The organism is Serinicoccus sp. CNJ-927, assembly GCF_001942435.1.
GTDB classification, from domain to species: domain Bacteria; phylum Actinomycetota; class Actinomycetes; order Actinomycetales; family Dermatophilaceae; genus Ornithinicoccus; species Ornithinicoccus marinus.
Window position 1 is genome coordinate 154,870 of record NZ_MKKF01000049.1, and the last position, 22,216, is coordinate 177,085.

Annotated in this window: 19 protein-coding genes, 1 tRNA gene and 1 pseudogene; 12 read left to right on the top strand and 9 right to left on the bottom strand. The window is 74.0% G+C overall.

What is annotated here, in order from left to right; genetic code table 11:
• Nucleotides 1-34 precede the first annotated feature (34 nt).
• The 5 genes from BJF86_RS19090 (at nucleotide 35) to BJF86_RS14055 (ending at nucleotide 3,916) form a co-directional block, all read left to right on the top strand.
• A complete protein-coding gene (locus tag BJF86_RS19090; RefSeq protein WP_237768230.1) occupies nucleotides 35-295 on the top strand; it encodes a hypothetical protein in 261 nt (86 codons plus the stop codon).
• Complete coding sequence (gene nudC / locus BJF86_RS14040) at nucleotides 292-978, top strand: NAD(+) diphosphatase (protein ID WP_237767492.1); 687 nt, start codon at nucleotides 292-294, stop codon at nucleotides 976-978. Before BJF86_RS19090 ends, nudC begins: the two co-directional genes overlap by 4 nt.
• The gene (locus BJF86_RS14045; RefSeq protein WP_075819922.1) at nucleotides 975-3,086 is read left to right on the top strand and encodes an ATP-dependent DNA helicase UvrD2; all 2,112 of its coding nucleotides are present in this window, start codon (nucleotides 975-977) and stop codon (nucleotides 3,084-3,086) included. Before nudC ends, BJF86_RS14045 begins: the two co-directional genes overlap by 4 nt.
• 138 nt (nucleotides 3,087-3,224) lie before the next feature.
• On the top strand, nucleotides 3,225-3,422 hold the full coding sequence (locus BJF86_RS14050; protein ID WP_075819841.1) for a hypothetical protein: 198 nt from the start codon (nucleotides 3,225-3,227) through the stop codon (nucleotides 3,420-3,422).
• Nucleotides 3,423-3,634: 212 nt separating this feature from the next.
• Nucleotides 3,635-3,916 (top strand): WhiB family transcriptional regulator, encoded by a 282-nt coding sequence (locus tag BJF86_RS14055; RefSeq protein ID WP_075812933.1) that lies wholly within the window; start codon nucleotides 3,635-3,637, stop codon nucleotides 3,914-3,916.
• Here the strand turns inward: BJF86_RS14055 and BJF86_RS14060 are convergent.
• Together BJF86_RS14060 and BJF86_RS14065 are read right to left on the bottom strand one after the other, a co-directional pair.
• Nucleotides 3,913-4,671: a hypothetical protein gene (locus tag BJF86_RS14060; RefSeq protein WP_075812788.1), complete on the bottom strand. Its 759-nt coding sequence runs from the start codon at nucleotides 4,669-4,671 to the stop codon at nucleotides 3,913-3,915. The two genes, BJF86_RS14055 and BJF86_RS14060, sit on opposite strands and share 4 nt — an antisense overlap.
• A 50-nt stretch (nucleotides 4,672-4,721) precedes the next feature.
• Nucleotides 4,722-6,149 carry a zinc-dependent metalloprotease gene (locus BJF86_RS14065; RefSeq protein ID WP_075819924.1) on the bottom strand — a complete coding sequence of 476 codons (1,428 nt, stop codon included), beginning with the start codon at nucleotides 6,147-6,149 and terminating at the stop codon, nucleotides 4,722-4,724.
• A gap of 189 nt (nucleotides 6,150-6,338) precedes the next feature.
• On the opposite strand from BJF86_RS14065, the gene BJF86_RS14070 reads away from it, so the two are divergent.
• On the top strand, nucleotides 6,339-6,767 hold the full coding sequence (locus tag BJF86_RS14070; protein ID WP_022925038.1) for a molybdenum cofactor biosynthesis protein MoaE: 429 nt from the start codon (nucleotides 6,339-6,341) through the stop codon (nucleotides 6,765-6,767).
• On the top strand, nucleotides 6,764-7,933 hold the full coding sequence (locus BJF86_RS14075; protein ID WP_083653136.1) for a PDZ domain-containing protein: 1,170 nt from the start codon (nucleotides 6,764-6,766) through the stop codon (nucleotides 7,931-7,933). The genes BJF86_RS14070 and BJF86_RS14075 overlap by 4 nt, the downstream gene beginning before the upstream one ends.
• Here BJF86_RS14075 and BJF86_RS14080 read toward each other — a convergent pair.
• Nucleotides 7,930-8,481 carry a PPA1309 family protein gene (locus BJF86_RS14080; RefSeq protein ID WP_075819843.1) on the bottom strand — a complete coding sequence of 184 codons (552 nt, stop codon included), beginning with the start codon at nucleotides 8,479-8,481 and terminating at the stop codon, nucleotides 7,930-7,932. The genes BJF86_RS14075 and BJF86_RS14080 overlap by 4 nt on opposite strands.
• Nucleotides 8,482-8,549: 68 nt before the next feature.
• Between BJF86_RS14080 and BJF86_RS14085 the strand changes: the two genes are divergently transcribed.
• The 4 genes from BJF86_RS14085 (at nucleotide 8,550) to BJF86_RS14100 (ending at nucleotide 14,586) form a co-directional block, all read left to right on the top strand.
• Nucleotides 8,550-11,708 (top strand): UPF0182 family protein, encoded by a 3,159-nt coding sequence (locus BJF86_RS14085; RefSeq protein ID WP_237768231.1) that lies wholly within the window; start codon nucleotides 8,550-8,552, stop codon nucleotides 11,706-11,708.
• Nucleotides 11,709-11,763: 55 nt separating this feature from the next.
• Nucleotides 11,764-11,837, top strand: a tRNA-Met gene (locus BJF86_RS14090).
• A gap of 101 nt (nucleotides 11,838-11,938) precedes the next feature.
• Nucleotides 11,939-13,216: a M16 family metallopeptidase gene (locus BJF86_RS14095; RefSeq protein WP_075819845.1), complete on the top strand. Its 1,278-nt coding sequence runs from the start codon at nucleotides 11,939-11,941 to the stop codon at nucleotides 13,214-13,216.
• Nucleotides 13,213-14,586: a M16 family metallopeptidase gene (locus BJF86_RS14100; RefSeq protein ID WP_075819847.1), complete on the top strand. Its 1,374-nt coding sequence runs from the start codon at nucleotides 13,213-13,215 to the stop codon at nucleotides 14,584-14,586. Before BJF86_RS14095 ends, BJF86_RS14100 begins: the two co-directional genes overlap by 4 nt.
• Here BJF86_RS14100 and BJF86_RS14105 read toward each other — a convergent pair.
• The 3 genes from BJF86_RS14105 to aroA are packed head-to-tail and all read right to left on the bottom strand — an operon-like array spanning nucleotide 14,577 to nucleotide 17,811.
• Nucleotides 14,577-15,401, bottom strand: coding sequence for an inositol monophosphatase family protein (locus BJF86_RS14105; RefSeq protein WP_075819848.1), 825 nt, complete (start codon nucleotides 15,399-15,401; stop codon nucleotides 14,577-14,579). The two genes, BJF86_RS14100 and BJF86_RS14105, sit on opposite strands and share 10 nt — an antisense overlap.
• A 27-nt stretch (nucleotides 15,402-15,428) precedes the next feature.
• The gene (gene rsgA, locus BJF86_RS14110) at nucleotides 15,429-16,457 is read right to left on the bottom strand and encodes a ribosome small subunit-dependent GTPase A (RefSeq protein ID WP_075819850.1); all 1,029 of its coding nucleotides are present in this window, start codon (nucleotides 16,455-16,457) and stop codon (nucleotides 15,429-15,431) included.
• Between the two features lie 7 nt (nucleotides 16,458-16,464).
• Nucleotides 16,465-17,811, bottom strand: coding sequence for a 3-phosphoshikimate 1-carboxyvinyltransferase (aroA, locus tag BJF86_RS14115; RefSeq protein WP_075819852.1), 1,347 nt, complete (start codon nucleotides 17,809-17,811; stop codon nucleotides 16,465-16,467).
• A gap of 207 nt (nucleotides 17,812-18,018) precedes the next feature.
• On the opposite strand from aroA, the gene BJF86_RS14120 reads away from it, so the two are divergent.
• Nucleotides 18,019-18,645 carry a DUF998 domain-containing protein gene (locus tag BJF86_RS14120; protein ID WP_075819854.1) on the top strand — a complete coding sequence of 209 codons (627 nt, stop codon included), beginning with the start codon at nucleotides 18,019-18,021 and terminating at the stop codon, nucleotides 18,643-18,645.
• Nucleotides 18,646-18,660: 15 nt separating this feature from the next.
• Here the strand turns inward: BJF86_RS14120 and BJF86_RS17640 are convergent, their stop codons facing one another.
• The 3 genes and pseudogenes from BJF86_RS17640 to BJF86_RS19890 form a co-directional block, all read right to left on the bottom strand.
• Complete coding sequence (locus BJF86_RS17640) at nucleotides 18,661-20,103, bottom strand: glycosyltransferase family 39 protein (protein ID WP_075819856.1); 1,443 nt, start codon at nucleotides 20,101-20,103, stop codon at nucleotides 18,661-18,663.
• A complete protein-coding gene (locus tag BJF86_RS17645; protein WP_075819858.1) occupies nucleotides 20,100-20,582 on the bottom strand; it encodes a glycosyltransferase in 483 nt (160 codons plus the stop codon). Before BJF86_RS17645 ends, BJF86_RS17640 begins: the two co-directional genes overlap by 4 nt.
• A 746-nt stretch (nucleotides 20,583-21,328) precedes the next feature.
• Nucleotides 21,329-22,203 (bottom strand): annotated as a pseudogene (locus tag BJF86_RS19890) (SOS response-associated peptidase).
• Nucleotides 22,204-22,216: the final 13 nt, after the last annotated feature.

A 22,216-nucleotide genomic window follows, 5' to 3' on the forward strand; every position in this document is an offset into this window, starting at 1 on the left:
CAAGCTCGTCGGTGGGGACGCCTACAGTGGACGGGTGACGGCAGCCGACGAGACCTATCTCGACCTCGCCCTCTCCCGGTCACGGGTCGATCGGTGGGCGAGCGTCCGCACCGACGACCCCGAGCTGGCGGCGATGCTGGGACGTCCGGCGACGAGAGTGCTGGAGCTGCGCGGCGCGACGGCCCCGGTCGAGCGCGATCCTGCGCGGCTGCGGCTGCGTGCGCCGGAGCCCGAGGACCCCGGGCGGGAGCCTGGTTCCTCGGGAGGCACGCGGGGGTCGACTACGTCGCGGTGACAACCGCCCGAGAGGCAGACGGCGACGAGCGGGGCTCGGGTGCCGCAGGAGGCTCCTGGGCCGGTCTGCGGGAGGTGGGTGCAGACCTCGACGACGCCGATGCGGGGTTGCTGACGGCGGCCACGGCGCTGCAGGGCTGGCACGCGCGGCACGGTCACTGCCCGCGCTGCGGCTCGGCCACCGAGGTCGTGCAGGGCGGCTGGGTGCGCCGGTGCCCGCGCGACGGTTCCCAGCACCACCCACGCACCGACCCCGCGGTGATCATGGCGGTCACCGACGAGGACGACCGCTTGCTCCTCGCGACCGGGCTGCCCTGGCCGGAGGGGCGCGTGTCGGTGCTCGCCGGTTTCGTCGAGGCGGGAGAGTCGCTGGAGGCAGCCGTGACCCGCGAGGTTGCCGAGGAGGTCGGCGTCACCGTGACCGACCTGCGCTACCGCGGCAACCAGCCGTGGCCGTTCCCGGCGTCGCTGATGGTGGGCTACCGCGCCCGCGCGCTGGACACCGACCTGCGCGTCCAGGAGAGCGAGCTGCGCTCCGCGGGGTGGTACTCCCGCGCCGAGCTGGACGAGGGCATACGGTCGGGCCGGCTGACGCTGCCCTCCCGGGTCTCCATCGCGCACCGGCTGATCCAGGAGTGGTACGGCGCGGCGCTCCCGGGCGACGGCCCGGCGGTCCCCCGGTGAGCGGGTCGGCCCCGCCCGACCCCGACCGGTTGCTGGACGGCCTCGACCCGGAGCAGCGTGAGGTGGCAAGCGCGCCCCTCGGTCCGATGGTCGTCCTCGCCGGGGCAGGGACGGGCAAGACGCGCGCCATCACCCATCGCATCGCCTACGGCGTGGCCAGCGGCGCCTACCCGCCCGACCGGGTGCTCGCGGTGACGTTCACCGCCCGGGCCGCGGGGGAGATGCGGACCCGGCTGCGGGGGCTGGGTGTCGCCGGGGTCCAGGCCAGGACCTTTCATGCCGCTGCGCTGCGCCAGCTGCAGTACTTCTGGCCGCAGGCGGTCGGCGGACCACCGCCCACGGTCGTCGCGCACAAGGCGCCGGCCGTCGCGGAGGCGGCCGGGCGGCTCCACCTGCGCCTCGACCGGGCGGCGCTGCGGGACGCGTCCGCCGAGATCGAGTGGGCCAAGGTGTCGATGCTCACCGCGCAAACCTACCCGGCCCGCGCGCAGCGGCAGGGCAGGCAGGTCGCCGACCTGGACGCGACGGCGATGGCCCGGCTGATGGACAGCTACCACGAGGTCTGCGCCGAGCGGCACGTCATCGACTTCGAGGACGTCCTGCTGCTGACCGTGGGCATGCTGGACGAGCACCCCCAGATCGCCGCCGCGATCCACCAGCAGTACCGCCACTTCGTCGTCGACGAGTACCAGGACGTGAACCCGCTGCAGCAACGGCTCCTCGAGCTCTGGCGCGGACGGCGCCAGGACGTCTGCGTGGTCGGGGACCCGGCCCAGTCGATCTACTCCTTCACCGGGGCCAGCGCCGACCATCTCTTGGGCTTCACCCGTCAGTACCCGGAGGCGCGCCGGGTGGCGCTCGTGCGCAACTACCGGAGCACCCCGCAGGTGGTGCACCTGGCCAACCTCGTGCTCGGCGCGCGACCCGCCCCGGGCGGCGGACAACGCCCCGGGACGCTGGTCGCGCAGTCCGCGGACGGTCCGGCGCCGACGCTCATCTCCTACGCGGACGACGAGGCGGAGGCGCAGGGCACCGCCGACGCCGTGTCGCGGCTGCTCGAGGAGGGTGTCTCGCCGAGCGAGATCGCCGTGCTGTTCCGCACCAACAGTCAGTCGGAGGTGATCGAGAACGCGCTGGCCCGGGGCGGCATCCCCTACCTGGTCCGCGGCGGCGAGCGCTTCTTCTCCCGCTCCGAGGTGCGCAACGCGATCCTGCTGCTGCGCGGGGCCGTGCGGTCGGACGACGGCAGCAGCGCGCTCGGCGATCTGGTGCGTCACGTGCTGGCCGGGGCCGGCTGGGCCCCCCGACCTCCGCAGGGATCGGGATCGGTCCGGGAGCGCTGGGAGAGCCTGCAGGCGCTCGCCCTCCTGGCCGACTCGCTGGCCGGCCAGTCCCCGCAGGCCCGGCTCGGTGACCTGGTCGTCGAGCTCGACCGGCGGGCTGCCGAGCAGCACGCGCCCACGGTGCAGGGCATCACGCTGGCATCCCTGCACGCGGCGAAGGGTCTGGAGTGGGATGCGGTCTTCCTCGTCGGCTGCAGCGAGGGCCTGCTGCCCATCACGCTCGCCGACACCGCGGAGCGCGTGGAGGAGGAACGCCGGCTGCTCTACGTCGGGCTGACCCGGGCGCGAGCGCGCCTTGAGCTCAGCTGGGCCGGCGCGCGCACCCCTGGCGCACGCAGCACCCGGTCGCTGTCCCGTTTCCTCGGCCCCGCTGCGGGTGTGCTGGGCGTCCCGGCGTCGACCGGGCCGACGCGCCGTCGGGAGAGGCGCCGCACGCCGGCCCCGCCGCGGACCTGCCGGACCTGCTCGGCGATCCTGTCGGCCGCCGCCGAGCGAAAGATCGGCCGGTGCTCGGACTGTCCGCCGACCTACGACGAGCAGGTCTTCGAGGCACTGCGTGAGTGGCGGCGCCAGGTCGCGCAGGAGGGCTCTGTGCCGGCCTATGTCGTCTTCACCGACGCGACCCTGATCGCGATCGCCGAGCGTGCACCGCGGGACCAGCAGGCGCTGGCGCAGATCTCCGGCGTGGGGGAGCGCAAGCTCGATCTCTACGGCGAGGCGGTGCTCAGCATCCTGGCCGAGGGCACCAGTCACGAGGTCCCGTAGCCCGGGCTGCACCGGTCGGGACCGACCCGCCGGTAAATACCGTTGCGGTCGGGCGCGGCACCGGAATACAGTGACGGAGTCAAGCCCACGCCCGTGCGGTGCTGGGGTCGCGCACAGACGAGAGGAGGGTGGACCACGATGGAGAACATGATCGTCACCGGCGGACTCGCCGTCTGCTTGACCGACGCCACGCCCACCCTCCGGAGCCGTCGCCACCGCGACGCCCTCCGCGTGTCCGGTGCGTTCGTCCCGGGGTCCTTCGGCCCCGCCGTCGAGACGACGTCCCCGCACGCTGTCGACCCCGCCCTGGGCCTGGGCTCCTCCCGGACACCGTAGAAGGCATCCTTCCTTCCGCTCTCCGGCCGCGAGTCCTCCCCGAGGATCCGCGGCCGTTCTCGTTGCCCGCCGGCATCGGCGTCACGACCGGTCTCCTCGGACCCCACCTCCACGAAATCGAGATCGCAGTGACGACCAGCACCTCGCACGAGCACCAGCACCGACATCAGGAAGGAACCGCCGTGTACCGCCCAGCGCGCCGGCAGCAGCAGATGACCGACAGGGGCTCAGGCCCGCACCTCGTCGCCCGCGGGGACGGCGACCTGCCGTGCCGGGAGCACCCCGCGGACCTGTGGTTCGCCGAGCTTCCGGCGGAGGTCGAGCACGCCAAGGAGCTGTGCGGCCCGTGCCCCCTGCGCGAGATGTGTCTCGCCGGCGCTCTGGAGCGTCGTGAGCCCTGGGGTGTCTGGGGCGGGCAGCTGCTGCTCCAGGGACGGGTGGTGCCGCGCAAGCGCCCGCGCGGACGCCCGCGCAAGGACGAGGTGGCGGCCTAGACATCACCCCTGCCGGCGACCCACCCCGGCTGCCCCGGCTCGTGCCAGGGGCAGCGGGGTGCGGTGGCCACCGTCGCGCCACCAGGTGCGGCGGGGAGGCGCCGATCTCGTGAGCGGTGCGAGACCGGCGGGATGGCTGACCGCGTCAGCAGCACGACCAGCGCGGTCACGGCGTCGAGCACCTCCGGCGGATGGTCCGGCGGCAGCGGGGCGGTGAGCGGGTCGTCGAGCGCTGCTGCGGCACCGGGCCACCCAGGGTCGCGATCCCGGCGGTGGAGGTCCAGGCAGTGCAGGCAGGGCGACCCGGGGAGCCCGGTCCACGGACCGATGACGATCCGGGCGGTCTGCGCGACCACGGGCAGCACGGCTCGGCCGACCACCCCCGGGGCGCGAGCCGTGCCCACCGGCACGGCGTGGTCGTGGACGAGCACCACCCGCGGCGAGGGCTCCGTCCGGCGCCGTCCCGCCGCGCCGGGCCCGGACACCCTCCCTGACGTGGTGGCCCACAGGGCGAGCCGGAGCGCGTCCGCCACCGGCCCCTCGCCCCGGACGACGGGCACCCGGTCGTCGCGGGGAGGGGCGGCCGAGGCGCTGCCGAGGCGGCGCAGGAACTGCCATCCGGGATCCTCCGGATGGTCCGGACGCACCCAGCCGTCCACCCTCCAGGCGCCGGCACCGACACCCACCTGGAGTCGGCCGTCGGTCCCGGTCGGCCACCAGGCGACCCCGTGCTGCGTGGTCCCTCCCTCGCCCATGGGCCGACCTTGCCACGTCCAGGCCGGGGGCCTGGTCCGCTGTCCACAGGTCAGGGGTGTCGTGGGCCCTCGTCGCCGCGGCCCTCGTCGGATTCCTCCTCGGGCGCTGCCGCGCCACCGAGGAGCTTCTCGATGTCCTCGTCGGTGACGGTCAGGTCGGACGCGAGCGCACCGTGCCGGTCGACGAAGCCCAGCGGGTCGTCGAGGTCGGCGCCGGTCGGCGCGACGTCGGGGTGACCCCACGCCTCGTCTCGGGCGTCCCGCCCGTGCTTCGACTCCAGGGCCGCCCAGAGGTTGGCGGCGTCGCGGAGCCGGCGGGGCCGGAGCTCCAGTCCCACGAGCGAGGCGAAGGTCTTCTCCGCCGGCCCGCCTGTGGCCCGCCGGCGACGGACCGCCTCCGCCATCGCCTCGGCGTGCGGGAGGTGCCCCTCCGCGGCCTGGTCCGCGACGACGTCGACCCAGCCCTCGACGAGGGCGAGCAGCGTCTCCAGACGGGTCAGGGCAGCCTGCTGCGCCGGGCTGGGCTCGGGGGAGAAGAGGCTGTCCCCGAGTGCGCCCTGCAAGGCCTCGGGGTCCTGCGGGTCCACCTGCCGCACGGCCTCCTCGATGCCCTCGGTGTTGATCTTGATGTCCCGGGCGTAGTCCTCGACCGCCGTCAGGAGCTGCGGACCGAGCCACGGGACGCCGGCGAAGAGCCGCACCCGGGCGGCCTCCCTCAGCGCGAGGTAGAGGTGCACCTCGCCGCTGTCGACCTCGAGCCCCTCGGCGAAGGCGGCGACGTTGGCCGGCAGCATGGCGACGTCCTCGTCACCGAGCACCGGAAGGCCGACCTCGGTCCCGGACAGGACGTCCCCGGCCAGGGTGCCGACCGCCTGGCCGACCTGCCCGCCGAACATGCTGGACGCCATGCGCCGCACCATCGGCGTCATCTGGCCCATCATCGCGGCGGGGTTCATGCCCGGCGGGAGCCCGGGGATCGACGGCGCACCGTCCTCACCCAGCTGGCCGAGCTGCTGCTGCATCGCGGAGGTCATGGCCGCCTGGAGCCCCTCGGCGACCGGTGTGGTCAGCCGCTCCCACACCGGGAGCGTGCGCTCGACCCACTCGGCCCGGCTCAGCGCCACGGCGCTCCCCTCCGGTCGGGGCATGTCCGTCACCTGGTCCAGCCACAGCGTGGCCACCTGCACGACCTGGTCGACGTCACGACGGGTGGCCCCGCCGATCGTGGAGTCGCCGTGCTCGGCCACGACCTGCCGTGCGACGTCGTGCGCCAGCTCGGAGTTGACCGGCCCGTCGTCCCCGCCGGACCCCATCAGCATCTCCATCTGGGAGCGCATCTGCGCCACCTGGTCCGGGCCCAGGTCGGACAGGCCCATCGAGTTCAGGGTCTCGCGCAGCTCGGGCGGCACCGGGCCGCCGAACAACGCCTCCAGGGGGTCGGGCTCGTCCCGCCGTTCGGGGTTCTCCTGGTCTGCCACGTCCTCGTCCTTCTCTCGTCCGATCTCGACACCCAGCCTGCCACTACCCGTGACCGGGTGGCCTGCGTGGTCGCGCACCGCCGCGACGGTCGGCACCGGGACAACACCTGCGGACCGCTCAGAGTTCCCTGCGCGGCCAGGTGCGGGCCGGGCGACGCGGGCCGGTGGCGGATGGGGCATGATGACGCGGTGACCGAGGACCAGACGATCGTCGCGGGCGTCAGCGGGGAGCCGCTGTCGCTGGACGAGGCCTTCGCCGCGGTGCGCCATCCACGCGCGGGGGCGGTGACGCTCTTCGTGGGCACGGTCCGGGAGCACGACGGGGGTCGCGAAGGGGTGACCCGGCTGGACTACTCGGCCCATCCCGACGCCGAGGCGAGGCTGCGTGACCTGGCGTCCGCCGTGGCCGCGCCGGCGGAGGTGCGCGGGGTGTATGCCGTGCACCGCGTGGGACAGCTCGAGGTGGGTGATCTCGCGGTCGTCTGCGCGGTCTCGGCCGACCACCGGGGCCTGGCCTTCGAGGCCGGCCGCCGGTTGATCGAGGAGCTGAAGCAGGGCATACCGGTCTGGAAGCGGCAGCAGTTCGGCGACCAGGCGCACGAGTGGGTGGGACTGTGACCGGCGGTGCTGCGGACCGACCGGAGGCCGGCGCGACACCCGTGGAGCAGCCGCCGCACACGCGGGTCGGTCGCCGCTCGGCACTCCTCCTCGTGGTCGTCGCCGTGGGGGTGGTGGTCGGCTCGCTCCTCAACCTCGTCCCGGTCCAGCGGGTCATCTACGTGCCCGGCCCGGTCTACGACACGCTGGGGGAGGTCGACGGCGCGGATGTCGTCAGCGTCGACCAGGAGCTCGAGAGCTACGACGACGCCACGGGTCACCTCTACTTCACCACGATCCGGCTGCAAGGGGGCCCGGGGGACACCGTCACCGCGTGGGAGGCGCTGCGGGGCGCGCTGGACCCGTCCAGGTCCGTGGTCCCCCGCGAGGAGGTCTTCCCCGAGGACGTCACCGCGGAGCAGGTGCGGGAGCAGAACACCGAGCTCATGCAGCACTCCCAGGACGACGCCGCCGTGGTCGCCCTCCGGGCCCAGGGAGTGGAGATCGCCGAGAGCGTCGTCGTGGCCCAGGTGATCGCCGACGCGCCCGCCGACGGGGTCCTCGAGGTGGAGGACGAGATCCTCGACGTGGCGGGCACGCAGGTGGGTGACACCACCGCGGTGCGGGACCAGATCCAGGCCTTCGACCCCGGGGAGGAGGTGCCGGTGACCGTGCGTCGCGCGGGCGAGGAGCTCGAGCTGCAGGTGCCGACCCGGCTGGACGAGGAGAGTGGCCGCACCATCGTGGGCGTCTACCTCGCGCCGGTCTACGACAACCCCTACGACGTCACGATCGACGCGGGCAACGTCGGCGGTCCGAGCGCCGGGCTGATGTTCTCGCTGGCCGTCTACGACGAGATCACCCCGGGCCCGTTGACCGGCGGGCGGTCGATCGCCGGGACCGGCACCATCACCGGCGCGGGGGGTGTCGGGGGGATCGGCGGGATCACCCAGAAGATGTATGCCGCCCGCGAGGCGGGCGCCGAGGTCTTCCTCGCGCCGAGCGACAACTGCGGCGAGGTGGCCGAGGCCGACCCCCGGGGGCTGACCGTCGTCCCCGTGACCACCTTCGACGACGCCCTGTCGGTCCTCGACGAGGTGTCGGCCGCCGAGCCCTCGGAGCTCGGCGAGCTGGGCCTGCCCACGTGCGAGCAGGAGCTCGAGGACGAGGCCGAGCAGACCGGTTAGTCCTCCTCGACCAGGGTGGCGGCCAGCGCGTGCGTCAGTCCGGGCGCGAGGTCCTGGCCGACCGCGACCGCGTCGTCCTCGTCGAAGTCGCGCTGGCGCAGCAGGCAGGTGCGCTCACCGTCCCGCAGGCACGCGGCGAGCAACCGGACGTCCTTGCGTGCGGGATGCGCCATCAGGGCGTCGGTCGCCTCCCGACGGTCCTCGGGCAGATCATGTTCTGCCTCGGGCGGCACCACGATCCGCTCGATGGCGAGGGCCACCCCCTCCACGTCGGGGGGCCAGGCCATCCGCCCGAGCAGCGACTCCAGGTCCGGCGTCGGGGGGAGCCGTTCCTGCTCGACGGCGGTGTAGCCCTCGTCGTCCGGGGTGCGCAGCTGCGTGGCGAGGGCGGGTTCGCGGTCCCTGAGCAGGCTGGTACGCACCAGGGCGAAGAGCCGGGGCGGCTGGTCCCACCCGGCCTGCGCCACGTGCTTCTCGACGTCGACGGCCGCACGCAGCAGCGGACCGGGGTGGGCCTGGTCGGGGGAGGAGGTCTCGGTGGTCGGCACGCCTCCATCGTCGCATCCGGGCCGGGGACCGGGGCCAGGTCCTCAGGGACGGCAGTTAGGCTTGCCCGGTGAGTGAGCGCGAGCCAGAGCAGGGCCCGGAGCCGGACGAGACCCAGGGGAGCGGGTCCTCCGCAGCCGGTGCGGGCCCCACGCCCGCGGGTGGTGCCGGTGGCACCTCCGGAGGGTCCGGCGGGGGTGGCGGACGCGGGCCGCGTCCGCGCCCGCAGCGTGGGGGTCCCGGTGGTCGCCTGCCCCGCGGCCGACTGCTGCCGACCGTCCTCATCGTCGTGGCCCTGCTGGCGCTCGCGGGATGGGGCGCCACGCTGTGGACGCAGTTCCTCTGGTACGAGTCGGTCGGGTTCCGCGGTGTCCTGGTGACCCGCCTGCTCACCCAGGTCGGGCTGTTCGTGCTCACCGCGGCCCTGACGACCGCCGTCGTCTGGTCCGGCCTGTGGCTCGCCTGGCGGCACCGGCCGATCTACGCACCCTCCACGCCGGAGCAGGCGGCGCTGGACCGTTATCGCAGCGCGCTCGACCCGATCCGCCGGCTGGTCTTCAACGCCGGGCCCGTGGTGCTCGGGCTCTTCGCCGGGACCGCGGCGGCCGCGCAGTGGCAGACGGTCCTGCTCTTCCTGAACCGTCGACCCTTCGGAGAGGTCGACCCGCATCACAACATGGACGTGGGCTTCTTCGTCTTCAGCCTGCCGTTCTGGCAGATGCTCATCTCGTTCGGGACCCTGGTGCTGGGCCTCAGTCTCATCGGGGCCCTGCTGACCCACTACATCTACGGCGGCATCCAGCTGCAGACCGGGTCCCGGGGGCAGCGCACGACCACGGCCGCCCGCATCCACCTCGCGGTGCTGCTGGGTCTCCTGCTCGTCGTCCGGGCCGCCGGCTACTGGGTCGAGCGCTACACGCTGTCGATGACACAGCACGAACGCATCACCGGTATGACGTACACCGACGTCAACGCGCTGCTGCCCACGCGCAGCATCCTCGCGGTGGCGGCGCTGCTGTGCGCGGCCTTCTTCATCGCCACGATCTGGAGCCGGTCGTGGCGGCTGCCGATCATCAGCCTGGTGGGGCTGCTCGTCGTGGCCCTGGTCCTGGGCGGCGCCTACCCCTCGCTGGTCCAGCAGTTCCGGGTCCGGCCCTCGGAGGCGCAGCTGGAGGCCCCCTACATCCAGCGGGCGATCGACTCCACGCTCACCGCCTACGACCTGGACGACGCGGAGATGATCGACTACGACGCCGAGACCGAGGCCGAGTCCGGGCAGCTGCGCAGCGACGCCGACACGATCCCCGGGATCCGCATCGTCGACCCGTCGGTCGTGTCCCCGACCTTCCGGCAGCTCCAGGGCGTGCGCAACTACTACCAGTTCCCCGAGGCGCTGGACGTCGACAGCTACGAGGTGGACGGCGAGACCGTCGACACGGTCATCGCCGTGCGCGAGCTCAACCTCGAGGGCATCTCCGAGGGCCAGCGCAACTGGGTCAACGACCACACGGTCTACACCCACGGATTCGGCGTCGTCGCCGGCTACGGCAACCGGCGCTCGCCGGAGGGCGAGCCGATCTTCTACGAGCGCAACATCCCGCCGGTGGGCGGGCTCGGGGACTACGAGCCGCGGATCTACTTCGGCGAGTCCTCCCCGGAGTACTCCATCGTGGGCGCTCCCGAGGACCAGGCTCCGCGGGAGCTCGACTACCCGGCCAGCGGCCAGGACACCGGCGAGGTCCGCAACACCTACGACGGTGACGGGGGCGTCGCCATCGGCAACGTCGTGCGCCGTGCCGCCTACGCGGTGAAGTACCGCCAGATCGAGATCATGCTCTCGGACTCGGTCAACTCCGAGTCCCGGATGCTGGAGGTCCGCGAGCCCCGGGACCGGGTCGAGCGGGTCGCCCCGTGGCTGCGGCTCGACGGCAACCCCTACCCGGCCGTGGTCGACGGTCGGGTGAAGTGGATCGTCGACGGCTACACCGTGAGCGACCGCTACCCCTACAGCCAGATGGAGGAGCTGGGCGAGGTCACCCTCGACTCGCTGCAGAGCGGGGCGAGCAACGTCACCTCCATCGGCGGTGGCGAGGTCAACTACATCCGCAACTCGGTCAAGGCGACCGTCGACGCCTACGACGGCTCGATCGAGCTGTATGCCTGGGACGAAGAGGACCCGCTACTCCAGGCCTGGTCCGCCGCCTTCGACAACACCGTCCAGCCGCTGTCCGAGATCGACGGACAGCTCATGGACCACCTGCGCTACCCCGAGGACATGTTCAAGGTGCAGCGCGAGATCCTCTCCCGCTACCACGTCCAGGACGCCGGGTCCTTCTTCACCGGGCAGGACTTCTGGGCGGTCTCCGAGGACCCGAGCGTGGGCGGCGAGAGCCCGCCGGACATCCCGCCGCACTACCTGTCGGTGGCCATGCCCGGGCAGGAGGAGCCGACCTTCAGCCTGACGACGACCTACATCCCGCGCGGCAACCAGCGACAGAACCTCACCGGCTACCTGGCCGTGGACGCCGACGCCGGGGCGACGGCGGGGGAGCGGCGCGAGGGCTACGGTCAGATGCGCATGCTGGTCCTGCCCCGTGACACCACCGTCCGTGGGCCGGGGCAGTTCCAGAACGACATCAACTCCTCGGACGCCAACTCCGACGCCTTCAGCCAGACGCTGTCCCAGTTCCTCAACCTCAACCGCAGCAGCGACTCGACGGTGCGGCTGGGCAACCTGCTCACGCTGCCGGTGGGCGGTGGTCTGCTCTACGTGGAGCCGGTCTACGTCCAGGCGCAGGGCAACAACGCCTACCCGCTGCAGCGCATCGTCGTGGTGGCCTTCGGCAACGACCTCGCCTGGTCGGACACTCTCGACGGCGCCCTGGACGAGCTCTTCGGCGGCGACTCCGGAGCGACCGCCGGCGACGCCGGCGACTCGGGACCGACCGAGGACGGGTCGGGCGAGGAAGGATCGGGCGAGGACGACGGCTCCGGGCAGGGCTCGGGCGAGGTCGACCAGGACGCCCTGGCCCAGGCGCTCGCCGACATCGAGTCCGCCTACGAGGACGGTCAGGCCGCTCTCGCCGAGAGCGACTGGGAGGCCTACGGCCAGGCCCAGGAGCGGTTGCGCGAGGCGATCGACCGGGCCGTCGAGGCCGACCCCTCCGGTGGGTCGGTCAGCGTCGACGGTGGTGACGAGGACGCCGCCACCCAGACCGAGGAGCCCTGACCTGTCACGGATTTGGTGTGCACTTCACCATCACGTAAAGTGGTGTTCACCACGACGCGGGGTGGAGCAGTTCGGTAGCTCGCCGGGCTCATAACCCGGAGGTCGCAGGTTCAAATCCTGCCCCCGCTACGCATCGCGTCGGACGCGCACGAAGGCCCGGACCGCATGGTCCGGGCCTTCGTCGTGCCGGCCCCGACCCTCCGTGCCCGACCGCATAGGGTGTCGCTCCTATGCCCCTCGACCTTCCCGTGGCCCACCGGACCCTGCCCAACGGTCTGCAGGTCGTCGTGAGCGAGGACCATGCCGTGCCGAGCGTGAGCATGAGCCTGTGGGTCGACGTGGGCTCACGGCACGAGCAACCGGGCCGCACCGGCCTGGCGCACCTCTTCGAGCACCTGATGTTCCAGGGGAGCGAGCTCGTGGCCGAGGGGGAGCACATGGCCACGCTCATGGCGCACGGCGGCCGGGCCAACGCCTCCACGAGCTTCGACCGGACCGCCTACGTGCAGTCCGTCCCGAGCTCCTGCCTGGAGCTGGCCCTCTGGCTCGAGGCGGACCGGCACGGTCACCTCCTGCCGGCGCTGACCCAGGAGAACCTCGACAACCAGCGGGACGTGGTCGTGGAGGAGAAGCGTCAGCGTTATGACACCGTGCCCTACGGCACCGCCCTGGCCGCCCTGTGCGACATGCTGTTCCCGCCGGACCACCCCTACGCCCATCCCACGATCGGGTCGATGGACGACCTCGCCGCCGCGACCCTGCAGGACGCCCACGACTTCTACCGCTCGCACTACGGGCCGCGGACCAGCGTCCTCACCCTGGTCGGCGATATCGGGCCGGACGAGGGCTTCGAGCTCGTCGAGCGCTACTTCGGCCACCTGACCGACGGCACGACGGCCCGTCCTGCGCCCACCGCGGCGCTGCCCGCGCTGGAGCAGCCGGTGCGCCGCGTCGTGACCGACCCGCAGGCACCGTCCGAGCGCCTCTACATCGCCGCCCGACTGCCCGCTGCGACCGACCCGGGCTTCCTCCCGTGCGCGCTCGCGCTGGACACGATCGCCTCGCTCGGCATCTCGCGGGTGCACGAGCGGCTGCTGCGCGGCGCGGAGAGCGCCAGCGGTGCCTCGGCGTCCGTGCTCGGCCTGCGCGACGGCACGTCGGTGGGTCTGATCGTCGCCGACGTGACGGAGGGGACGGATCCCCGCGAGGTCGAGCAGGAGATCGCACAGATCCTCGAGGAGTTCGCCGCGGACGGGCCTCGGCCGGTGGAGCTGGAGGCGTCGCGGGCGGACAGCGAGCGCTCCTGGTCAGAGGCTCTCGCGGGCTACGACGAACGCGCCGACCTGCTCAGCCGTGCCACCCTGCTCTTCGCGGACCCGGCCCAGGTCACCCGTCATCTGGACGAGGTCCTGGCGGTCGGGGCCGACGAGATCCGGGACGCGGCCGCGCGCCATCTCGTCCCGTCGGCCCTCGCGACCCTGGTCTACCGCTGGGAGCCCGAGGTATGACGGTCGCGCGCGTCCGGCGACGTCCGCCGGTGGGACCACCTCGCCCGTGGGCCTTCCCCGAGGCGGAGAGCACCGTGGCCCCGAACGGGCTGCGGATCCTGCTGGTCGACCTCCCGGGCCAGCACGTCCTCTCGCTGCGGCTCGCCCTGCCGGCCCCGGTCGCCGACGAGACGCCGGGCACCGAGGGCTCGACGCTGCTCATGGCGCGCTGTCTGGACGAGGGGACGACCAAGCACAGCGCCACCGAGCTCGCGGAGGTCGCCGAGCGGCACGGCATCGCCCTGGGAGCGGGCGCGGGGGAGCGGGGCGTGCACCTGGGGCTGGAGGTCACGGCCCGGCATCTGCCCGCCGCGATCGAGCTGCTGCTGGAGTGCCTGACCGAGCCGACCTTCCCCGCTCCCGAGGTGTCCCGACTGGTCCGGCACCGACTCACCGACCTCGCCCACGAGCTGGCGGACCCCACCGGGTGCGCCGGCCACGAGTTCCGCACGGCCTACTTCGACCCTCAGGGCCGGGCGCACCTGCCGCTGGGTGGCTCGGCGAGCACCGTCGGCACCCTGACGTCGGACGTGCTCGCAGACCGCCACGCGGGTCTGTCCCCGGTGGGAGGCACCCTCGTGCTGGCCGGGGACCTGTCGGACGTCCCGGATGCCGCCGGCCTGCTCTCGAGCACCTTCGGCTCCTGGCGCAGCACCGCCGTGCCGGCCGCCGTCGGCGGGGCGTCACGTCGCGCCCCGGACGCCGAGCGGCTGGTGCTGGTGCCCCGCCCCGGCGCGGCGCAGACCGAACTGATGCTCGGCCGCCCCGGGCCGGACCGTCGGACGGAGCACGGCTGGGGAACCTACCAGGCCCTCGGGATGCTCTTCGGCGGGGCACCGCACGCCCGCCTGGACCGGGTGCTGCGGGAGGAGCGCGGCTACACCTACGGCATGCGGCTGGGGTTCCGTCCCCGTCGGCAGGGCGGTCAGTGCATGGTGGGCGGGTCGGTGCGAGCTGATGCCACGCTGCCGGCCCTGGAGGAGACCCTGCGCATCCTGGCGGTGCCGGGCGCCGAGCTGACCGGGCGCGAGGTGCGGGAGGCGGCCGACTACCTGGCGATGACCGCGCCCTCCCGCTACCTCACCGCGGACACGGTCGCCGACGAGCTGGTCTCGTTGCTGCACGACGGCCTCGAGCCCGCTGTCGTGACGCAGACCCTGACCGACCTCGCGGCGCTCACCGTCGAGCGGGCGGCGGGCGCCTGGGACGCGGTGCGCACCGGCCCGGGCTGGACCGTCGTCGTGGTGGGTGACCCGGTCGCCCTCGAGGGCGTCGCCCGCTCAGGGCTCGCCGACGTCCAGGTGGCCGGCGGCCCGGCCCCTCATCCCTGAGCCGGCTCTGCGCCGACGGACAGCGTGGTGAGGACCTCCTCGTGGAGGTGCCCGTTCGAGGCGACGACGGGGTGACCGGTGCTGCCTGGCCCGAGCGGGAGGGCTGCGGGGGCGCCCTCCGGGTCGGTCACCGTCCCGCCGGCCTCGCGCAGCAGCGGGGCGAGCGTCGCGAGCTGCACCGGGTCGGCCCAGGCCGCGAGCGCGACGTCCGCCGCGCCCTCGGCGACCAGGGCGTGGCTCCAGAAGTCCCCGAAGGCGCGGGTGCGCCACACCCGGTCGGTCAGGGCCGCGAAGCCAGGTCCGTGCGGCCCGTGGACCCAGCCGGCGACGTCGTCCGCGGACAGCGAGGCGTGACCCAGCAAGCGGGTGTCGGAGACGGCGATGCGCCGGGCCCGCGCCAGCGTGCGGCCGGTCCAGGCGCCGGACCCGACGCCGGCCCACCACCGTCGGGAGAGCATCGGTGCGGCCACCAGGCCGAGCACCGGCTGGTCCTCCACCACCAGGCTGATGAGCGTGGCCCACACCGGCACGCCCCGGACGTAGTTGGCGGCGCCGTCGATCGGGTCGATCACCCAACGGCGCGCACCGTGACCGGTCGCCTCGAGCATGCGGCCCTCCACCCGGTCCCGCGGCCGCGTGCGCTGCAGCTGGTGCCGCAGCAGCTCCTCCAGGCGAGCCGCGGCCGGTGTGCGCAGCGATCCGTCCGGGCCGACCTCGACCTCGTCCTCCCACGAGCCGAAGAGGTCGAGCGAGGTGCGCTCCACCGCGTCGGCGAGGACGTGGGCGAGTCTCAGGTCGTCGTCGTATCCAGGCACCCGCTCACGGTAGCCGCTGGTCAGCGCTCAGCCGTGCTCATCGCCGCCGCGGCTGCGCAGCAGCCGTCGCAGCGACTCCAGGCGCGCGGCCCCCGCCGGGCCGGCGTGGCCCTCGTCCACCCACGCGTCGAGAGCGCAGTCCGGTTCGTCGTGGCTGCACCCGCGCGGGCACCCGGCGGTCCCTCCGGCGAGGTCGTCGAAATGCTCGACGAAGGTGCCCGGGTCGACGTGTCCCAGCCCGAAGGATCGGACCCCGGGGGTGTCCACGACCCAGCCGCCCCCCGGCAGCTCCAGGGCGATCGCCGAGGTCGAGGTATGCCGACCGCGGCCGGTGACAGCGTTGACCTCGCCCGTCGCGCGCAGGGCGTCCGGCACCAACGCGTTGACGAGCGTGGACTTGCCCACGCCCGAGTGACCCACGAGGACGCTCGTGCGGTCCTGGAGGAGTGACCGGACGCGGCTCACAGCATCCGGCTCGAGGGCACGAACCTCGCCCGTGCCGGAGCTGCCGGTCACCACCGAGGGCACGTCGAGCGCGGTGTAGTGGCGCAGGAAGTCGGCCGGGTCCGCCAGGTCGGCCTTGGTGAGGAGCAGCAGCGGATCGAGCCCGGCGTCGTAGGCCGCGACCAGGCAGCGGTCGACCATGCGCTCGCGGGGCGCCGGATCGGCCAGGGCGGTGACGATGACGAGCTGGTCGGCGTTGGCGACGATGACCCGCTCCACCGCGTCCGTGTCGTCGCTGCTCCGGCGGAGCACGGTGCTCCGGTCCTCGACCCGCACGATCCGGGCCAGCGTGTCCGGTCGGCCGGTGGTGTCCCCGACCATGCCCACCCGGTCACCGACGACGATGCGGCTGCGGCCGAGCTCGCGAGCGCGCATGGCGACGACGGTGCGGTCCTGGACGCGGGTGGTGTAGCGCCCCCGGTCGACGGTGGTGACGACCCCCACAACGGCGTCCTCGTGGGCCGGCCGGTCCTTGGTGCGTGGGCGGGATCCCTTGCGCGAGGGGCGGACGCGGACGTCGGACTCGTCCAGGTGGTCGTACCGTCCGCTCATGCTGGCCTCACCCGGCCCGGCTCTGCGGGCGCACGGAGCGCACGGCCTGCTCCCACGCCCGGTCGAAGCCGGGGAAGGTCTTGCCGGCGGTGGCGACGTCCTCGACCTCGACCTGGGGGACGACCGCACCCACGACAGCACCGAACATCGCCATCCGGTGGTCGTGGTAGGTCCGGACCCGGCACCCGGTGAGTGGCCCCGGCTCGATGGTCAGGCCGTCGGGCAGCTCGCGGGCCCGCGCCCCCAGGCGGGTCAGCTCGGCCACGAGCGCGGCGAGGCGGTCGGTCTCGTGCCCCCTCAGGTGCCCGATCCCGCGCAGCGTGCTGGGGGAGTCCGCGAGCGCACAGAGGGCGGCCACGACCGGCGTCAGCTCACCCACCTCGGAGAGGTCGAGGTCGACCCCCGCCAGGCGTCCGCCCGCTGCACCGGTCGCTAACAGCCCCTCGGCGGTGAGCTCGGTGGCCGCCCCCATCGCGGCGAGCACGTCGCGCATCCGCTCTCCGGGCTGGGTCGTGGCAGCGGGCCAGTCCGCCACCAGGACCCTCCCGCCGGTCGCGGCGGCCAGGGCCAGGAAGGGTGCGGCGGAGGAGAGGTCGGGCTCCACGGTGATGTCGACCGCCCGGACCTCCCCCGGGTGGACCAGCCAGCTGGTCGGGCTGGTGCGCTCCACCTCGACCCCGACCGTGGCCAGGGTGTCGAGCGTCATCTCGACGTGGGGGAGGCTGGGCAGCGTCGTCCCGGTGTGCTCCAGCCGCAGACCACGCGGGTACGCCGCTCCTGCCAGGAGCAGCGCCGAGACGAACTGTGAGCTGGCCGAGGCGTCGATGCGCACGACGGGGGGCGCGGCCCCACCGCCGCCCACGGAGGACGCCGACTCGTCGGACGGGCCGCCCCTGACGACGAAGGGCAGGGTGCCGTGGCCCTCCTCCTTGATCTCGGCACCGAGCGCCCGCAACCCGTCGAGGACCGGCCCCACCGGGCGGGCACGCGCCGAGTGGTGCCCGTCGAAGCGCACCGGCCCGTCCGCCAGCGCGGCGACCGGTGGCACGAAGCGCATCACGGTGCCGGCCTGACCGCAGTCGATGTCCACGTCGCCGCGCGGTCCGCCCCACGGCGGTCGGACCACCCAGGCGGCCGGGTCGTCGTCGTCCACCCCCGCCCCGAGGGCGCGCAAGGCGTCGACCATCCGCCGGCTGTCGTCGGAGTGCAAAGGGTGCCGCAGCGTGCTGGGGCCGTCGGCCAGCAGCGCCAGCACCAGCCACCGGTTGGTGAGGGACTTGCTGCCGGGCACGCGGACCCGGGCGTCGAGGGCGCCCTGGACGTGGGGGGCGGCCCAGGTCGGCACAGCGCTCATCGCGGTCGCCTCCTCGTCTCGGTCTCGGTCCGGGCCCAACCTAGCGCCTCCCCGCGGTCCGGACGGCCCGCGGTGCTACCGTTCCCACTTCGACCGGTCGGTGGCGGCCCGGCTGCCCCTGGTCGCAGGGAGGGGGCGCGGCCCGTCCCCGACCGGCCGCCACGACCGTTGCAGACGCTGGCCGCCGAGGCCGGAGGACCTCCCGACATGACCCGCCCCCCGGTCTCGCCCCGATGGCCCGTCCTGGGTGCGGCGGGTGTGCTGGTCGCCATCGTCCTCTTCGTCATCACCGTGGTCGTCGCCCTGCGGACCACCGGGACGACCTTCGTGTGGACGGTGAACATGTTCAGCGACCTGGGGGACGGTGCGTGCCGTCCTCGGGGTGGACGGTGGATCTGCTCGCCGGGGTCGGCCGCCTTCAACGTCGGCCTGGCGTCGACCGGGGTGCTGCTCGCGGGCGCCGCGCTGGCGCTGACCCCGCGCTGGGGCCGCCTGCTCGCGGGCAGCGTCGTGGTCATGGGGCTGGGCCTCGTGGTCGCCGCTGTCTTCCCCGCCGGTGACACCGGTGCCGTCCACCTGGCCGGGGTCGTCATGGCCTTCGTGGTCCCGGCAGCCGGTCTCCTGCTCTCGGCGGTGCGCCCGGAGACACGGTGGCTCGAGAGCGGTCGAGCGGTCCGGGGCACGCTGGCCGTGGTGGCGCTCGTGTTCTGCGCGGAGAACCAGGTGCCGCCCGCCCTGGTCCAGGAGGGCACCGGGCAGATCATCATCGTGGGCAGCCTGGTGCTGACCCTGGTGGTCGAGTCCGTGCGTGTGCTGGCCGTCCGGTCCCCCTGACGCGGGGGGACCCGGTCATCCGCCCAGGCGGCGGAACCGTGGCCACAGCGTCGCCCAGTCGGCGACCGGGTCCACGCAGTGCAGGACGGGCACGTGCTCGAGCCGGGGATGCACCACCGGGCCGGTGTCGAGCTCCGTCGCCGCCCCGCAGCGGCCGAAGTCCCCCCGTCGGGCGACGGCGTCCTCGCCGACCAGCAGGACCTCGTCCCCCTCGGGCGGCCCCAGGTCCCAGAGCGCGTTGTGCCCCGAGTGCACCGCGGCCCGGTCGGCCGAGCTCCCGTAGCGGTGCACGGCGCCGGCCAGGGCGTAGGTGTCGGTGACGACGGCCTCGCCGGGTCGGCGCAGGTCGCTGATCTGCTGAGCGTAGCCGGGCCAGCCGACCTGGTCGCGGATGGTCGGGTTGAGCCGGGACACGGCGGACACCCACGTCTCGGTGGGCGGCAGGACCGGCAGGCAGAGCAGGCACGCCACCACGCCGTTCGCGGCGACGACCGTCCGGCTCCTCGCGCGGCTCCACCGGTCTGCCACCGCCGGGGTGGCCCACCCCACCGCGAGGGCCGGCAGCAAGACGCCCACCGGGTAGTACGGCTGCGAGGGGTTGGCGAAGGTCCACAGGAGGACGAGCACGAAGGTCGGCAGCAGGAAGCGGGCGGGGCGGTCGGGGCGTCTCCAGGGCGTGAGGAACCCGCTCAGCCAGACGCGTAGCAGCGGTGGCCCGGCGAACAGCGCCAGCGCCGGCAGCAGCACGAGCCGCACGAGGTCGCCCTGCTCGTCCACGAGGCCGCCGGAGACCTCGGCCATCGGCAGCCCGTGGACGAGCTGCAGGAGCACCTGGGGCGCGCCGAGGAGGACGAAGACCGACGAGCCCAGCAGGGCGTCCCGGGTCCGCAGCAGGGAAGGCCGGGTCAGCAGCAGGCTGACGAGCAGGGCCGCCGCGAGGACGACCACCAGCAGCTTGTTCCAGCAGGCCAGACCCGCGACCGTGCCGGCCCACAGGAGAGCGTGCGGGTGACCCAGGCAGGCCCGGAGGACGAGGAGGACCACCACCTGCCAGGCCAGCAGGTCCAGCGTCGCGGTGGTGAACAGGTGGCCCATGATGAGCGGGTAGACGGTGAACGCGTGCGCCCACCCGGCCAGCCGCTGCGCCGACGTCGGGGCACCGAGGGCTCGCGGGAACAGGGTCGCCACGAAAGCGCCGGCGACGGCCGCCACGACCCCCGGCAGGCGCTGCACCCACAGGTCGTCGCTCACCCGGCCCAGCAGCCAGGTGAGCCACACCGTCAGCGGCGGCTGGTCGACGTACCACCACCGGGGAGGCAGCATGCCGAAGTAGAGCTCGTCCCAGTGCGGCCCGTAGCGCGGGGCGACGAGGAGCAGCACCAGCGCGACGAGGGCCATCGGGGGCGCGGCGACCCGCAGCGGGCCGGGGTCGGAGGCCGCGGGGAGGGCGGGCCTCACCTGCTCTCCGCGTGGGCCAGCCACTCCTCGACCTGCCGGACGGCGACCCCGCACCCGTCCTGGCCGCGTACACGCGCCGCCAGCTCGCGGGCCTGCCGGCGGACGGGTGCGTCCAGGGCGGCCTCGACCGCCCGCGCCAGCGCCCCGGTCGTCGCCAGGGCCCGGGGGACCGGGCGGGGTGCCACCCCCAGCAGGTGCAGACGGCTGCCCCAGTAGAACTGGTCGGCGAAGTGTGGGACGACGACCGACGGGGCACCCGCCCGGACCGCCGCCCCGGTCGTCCCCGCCCCGCCGTGGTGCACGACCGCGTGCACCCGGCGGAACAGCTCGTCGTGCGGCTCGTCCGTGACGGCCAGAAGGTGCGGCAGGTCCACCGCCGGGGCACCCGGCACCTGCACGACCGCCCGCACGCCGAGCCGGGCGCACACCGCGTCCACCCGGCGCAGCAGCGCCCGGGTCGCGCTGGTGCATCGACCCAAAGCCGACGTAGATCCAGTCCCCGCCGTGGTCCAGCGCCTGAGCCACCCGCGGGGTCAGCGGACGGTCGGGCCCGCTCCCCGTCCACCACCCGGTCACCGTGCCGTCCGTCGGCTCGTCGGCGACGAGCTCGGGGCTGTAGGCGTAGAGCGAGCCGAGCGTGGAGGTCGTCAGGCTCACCGGGTGTCGCGCGACGAGGTGCAGCCGCCCGCGCCGCCACCCCCCGTCGACACCGCCCAGGTAGGGCTCCACCCTACGCAGGGCACGTCGGGCGAGGACCCGGGCCGGTGCCGGCAACCACCACGAGTACGGCAGCAGGGGCATGACCCCCCGCAGGTCCGCGTGCTCCGGCCACATGTGGGCCCGCACCACCGGCACGGACCGGTCCAGGGCCTCGTGGACCGCGGCGATGGCGAAGGTGGACGCCACCAGGACGTCCGCCCGGTCCAGGGCCTCGAGCGAGGGCTGGCGGGCGGAGTCGATGAAGTCGGCGAACAGCTGCCGGGTGCGGCTGAGCTGCCGCGGGCTCCCACGACGTACGGCTCGGGCGGCCGGCCCGGCGAGCAGCTCCTCGGGGTCGCTCGACACGTCCGCCACCCTCAGCCCTGGGTGCCCGGCGCCGACCAGCGTCGCGTGCGTGACGAGGGTGACCTCGTGACCGGCGTCGGCGAAGCGCCCCGCGAGGTGGGTGAAGGGCAGCACGTCACCCCGGCTGCCGATGGCAGCCACCACGACCTTCACCGCGGGCTCACCCGCCGAGCACCTCTCCGGTGACGGGGTCGACGACCCCCACGAGCGCCTCGGCCGGCACCGGCTCGAGGAGCTGCGGGCCCGAGCTCCGGGGGCTGCCGACAGAGCGGCCGACGGGCCAGGTCTGGAACCGACCGGGGACGTGCGCCGCGTCGATGATGGATCTCACCTCGCCCGCCTCGGTCAGTCCGGGGTCCAACCAGTCCTCCCACTGCGCCGGCTCCAGCGCGAGCGGCTGTCGGTCGTGGATGCGGTCCAGGCCGGGCTCCGCGCTGGTGGTCACGACGGCATACGACACGACCCACCCGAGCGGGTCGTCCTCGCTCGTGGTGGGGTCCCGCCAGAACTCGTAGACACCGGCGAGGGCCAGCGGCACGTCGTCGGCCCGGGTGACGTAGAAGGGTTGCTTGCGCGGCTTGCCCCTGGCGTCGGTGGCGACCGGGCTGACCTGCCACTCGTACCACCGCTGATCGGCACGAGGCATCGACGCCGCAGTGCCGACCGGGAGAAGGCGGGTTTGTCCAGCAGCGTCTCCTGCCGGGCGTTGATCATGCGCGAGCCGATCGAGGGGTCCTTGGCCCAGGAGGGGACCAGCCCCCAGGTGAGCAGTCGCAGCTGCCGGACGGGAGCCGTCGCCGCTCCCTGGCCGGAGTTCTCGACCTGCTCGTCCTCACCGGAGCCGCCCCGCGGCCTGCGGGTCAGCACGACGGGGGCCTGCTTGCTCGGCGCCATGTTGTAGTCGGGCTCTCCGGGCGGTGGTTGCTGCGCGTTCTTCAGCACACTGGCACTCCGCTCCGCCGTGGCGTCGAGCTCGACGTCGTAGGCCTCGATGAGCTCGCCCGGGTGCGCGCTCGCGGCATACCGGCCGCACATCAGGCGGACCCGC

What these genes read in the sequence shown, in the direction of transcription:
- BJF86_RS14100 (WP_075819847.1), top strand. Translation starts at nt 13,213, where the DNA reads ATGACGGTCGCGCGCGTCCGGCGACGTCCGCCGGTGGGACCACCTCGC.
- rsgA (WP_075819850.1), bottom strand. Translation starts at nt 16,457, where the DNA reads ATGAGCGGACGGTACGACCACCTGGACGAGTCCGACGTCCGCGTCCGC.
- BJF86_RS14060 (WP_075812788.1), bottom strand. Translation starts at nt 4,671, where the DNA reads ATGGGCGAGGGAGGGACCACGCAGCACGGGGTCGCCTGGTGGCCGACC.
- BJF86_RS14120 (WP_075819854.1), top strand. Translation starts at nt 18,019, where the DNA reads ATGACCCGCCCCCCGGTCTCGCCCCGATGGCCCGTCCTGGGTGCGGCG.
- BJF86_RS14055 (WP_075812933.1), top strand. Translation starts at nt 3,635, where the DNA reads ATGACCGACAGGGGCTCAGGCCCGCACCTCGTCGCCCGCGGGGACGGC.
- aroA (WP_075819852.1), bottom strand. Translation starts at nt 17,811, where the DNA reads ATGAGCGCTGTGCCGACCTGGGCCGCCCCCCACGTCCAGGGCGCCCTC.
- BJF86_RS14095 (WP_075819845.1), top strand. Translation starts at nt 11,939, where the DNA reads ATGCCCCTCGACCTTCCCGTGGCCCACCGGACCCTGCCCAACGGTCTG.
- BJF86_RS14050 (WP_075819841.1), top strand. Translation starts at nt 3,225, where the DNA reads ATGGAGAACATGATCGTCACCGGCGGACTCGCCGTCTGCTTGACCGAC.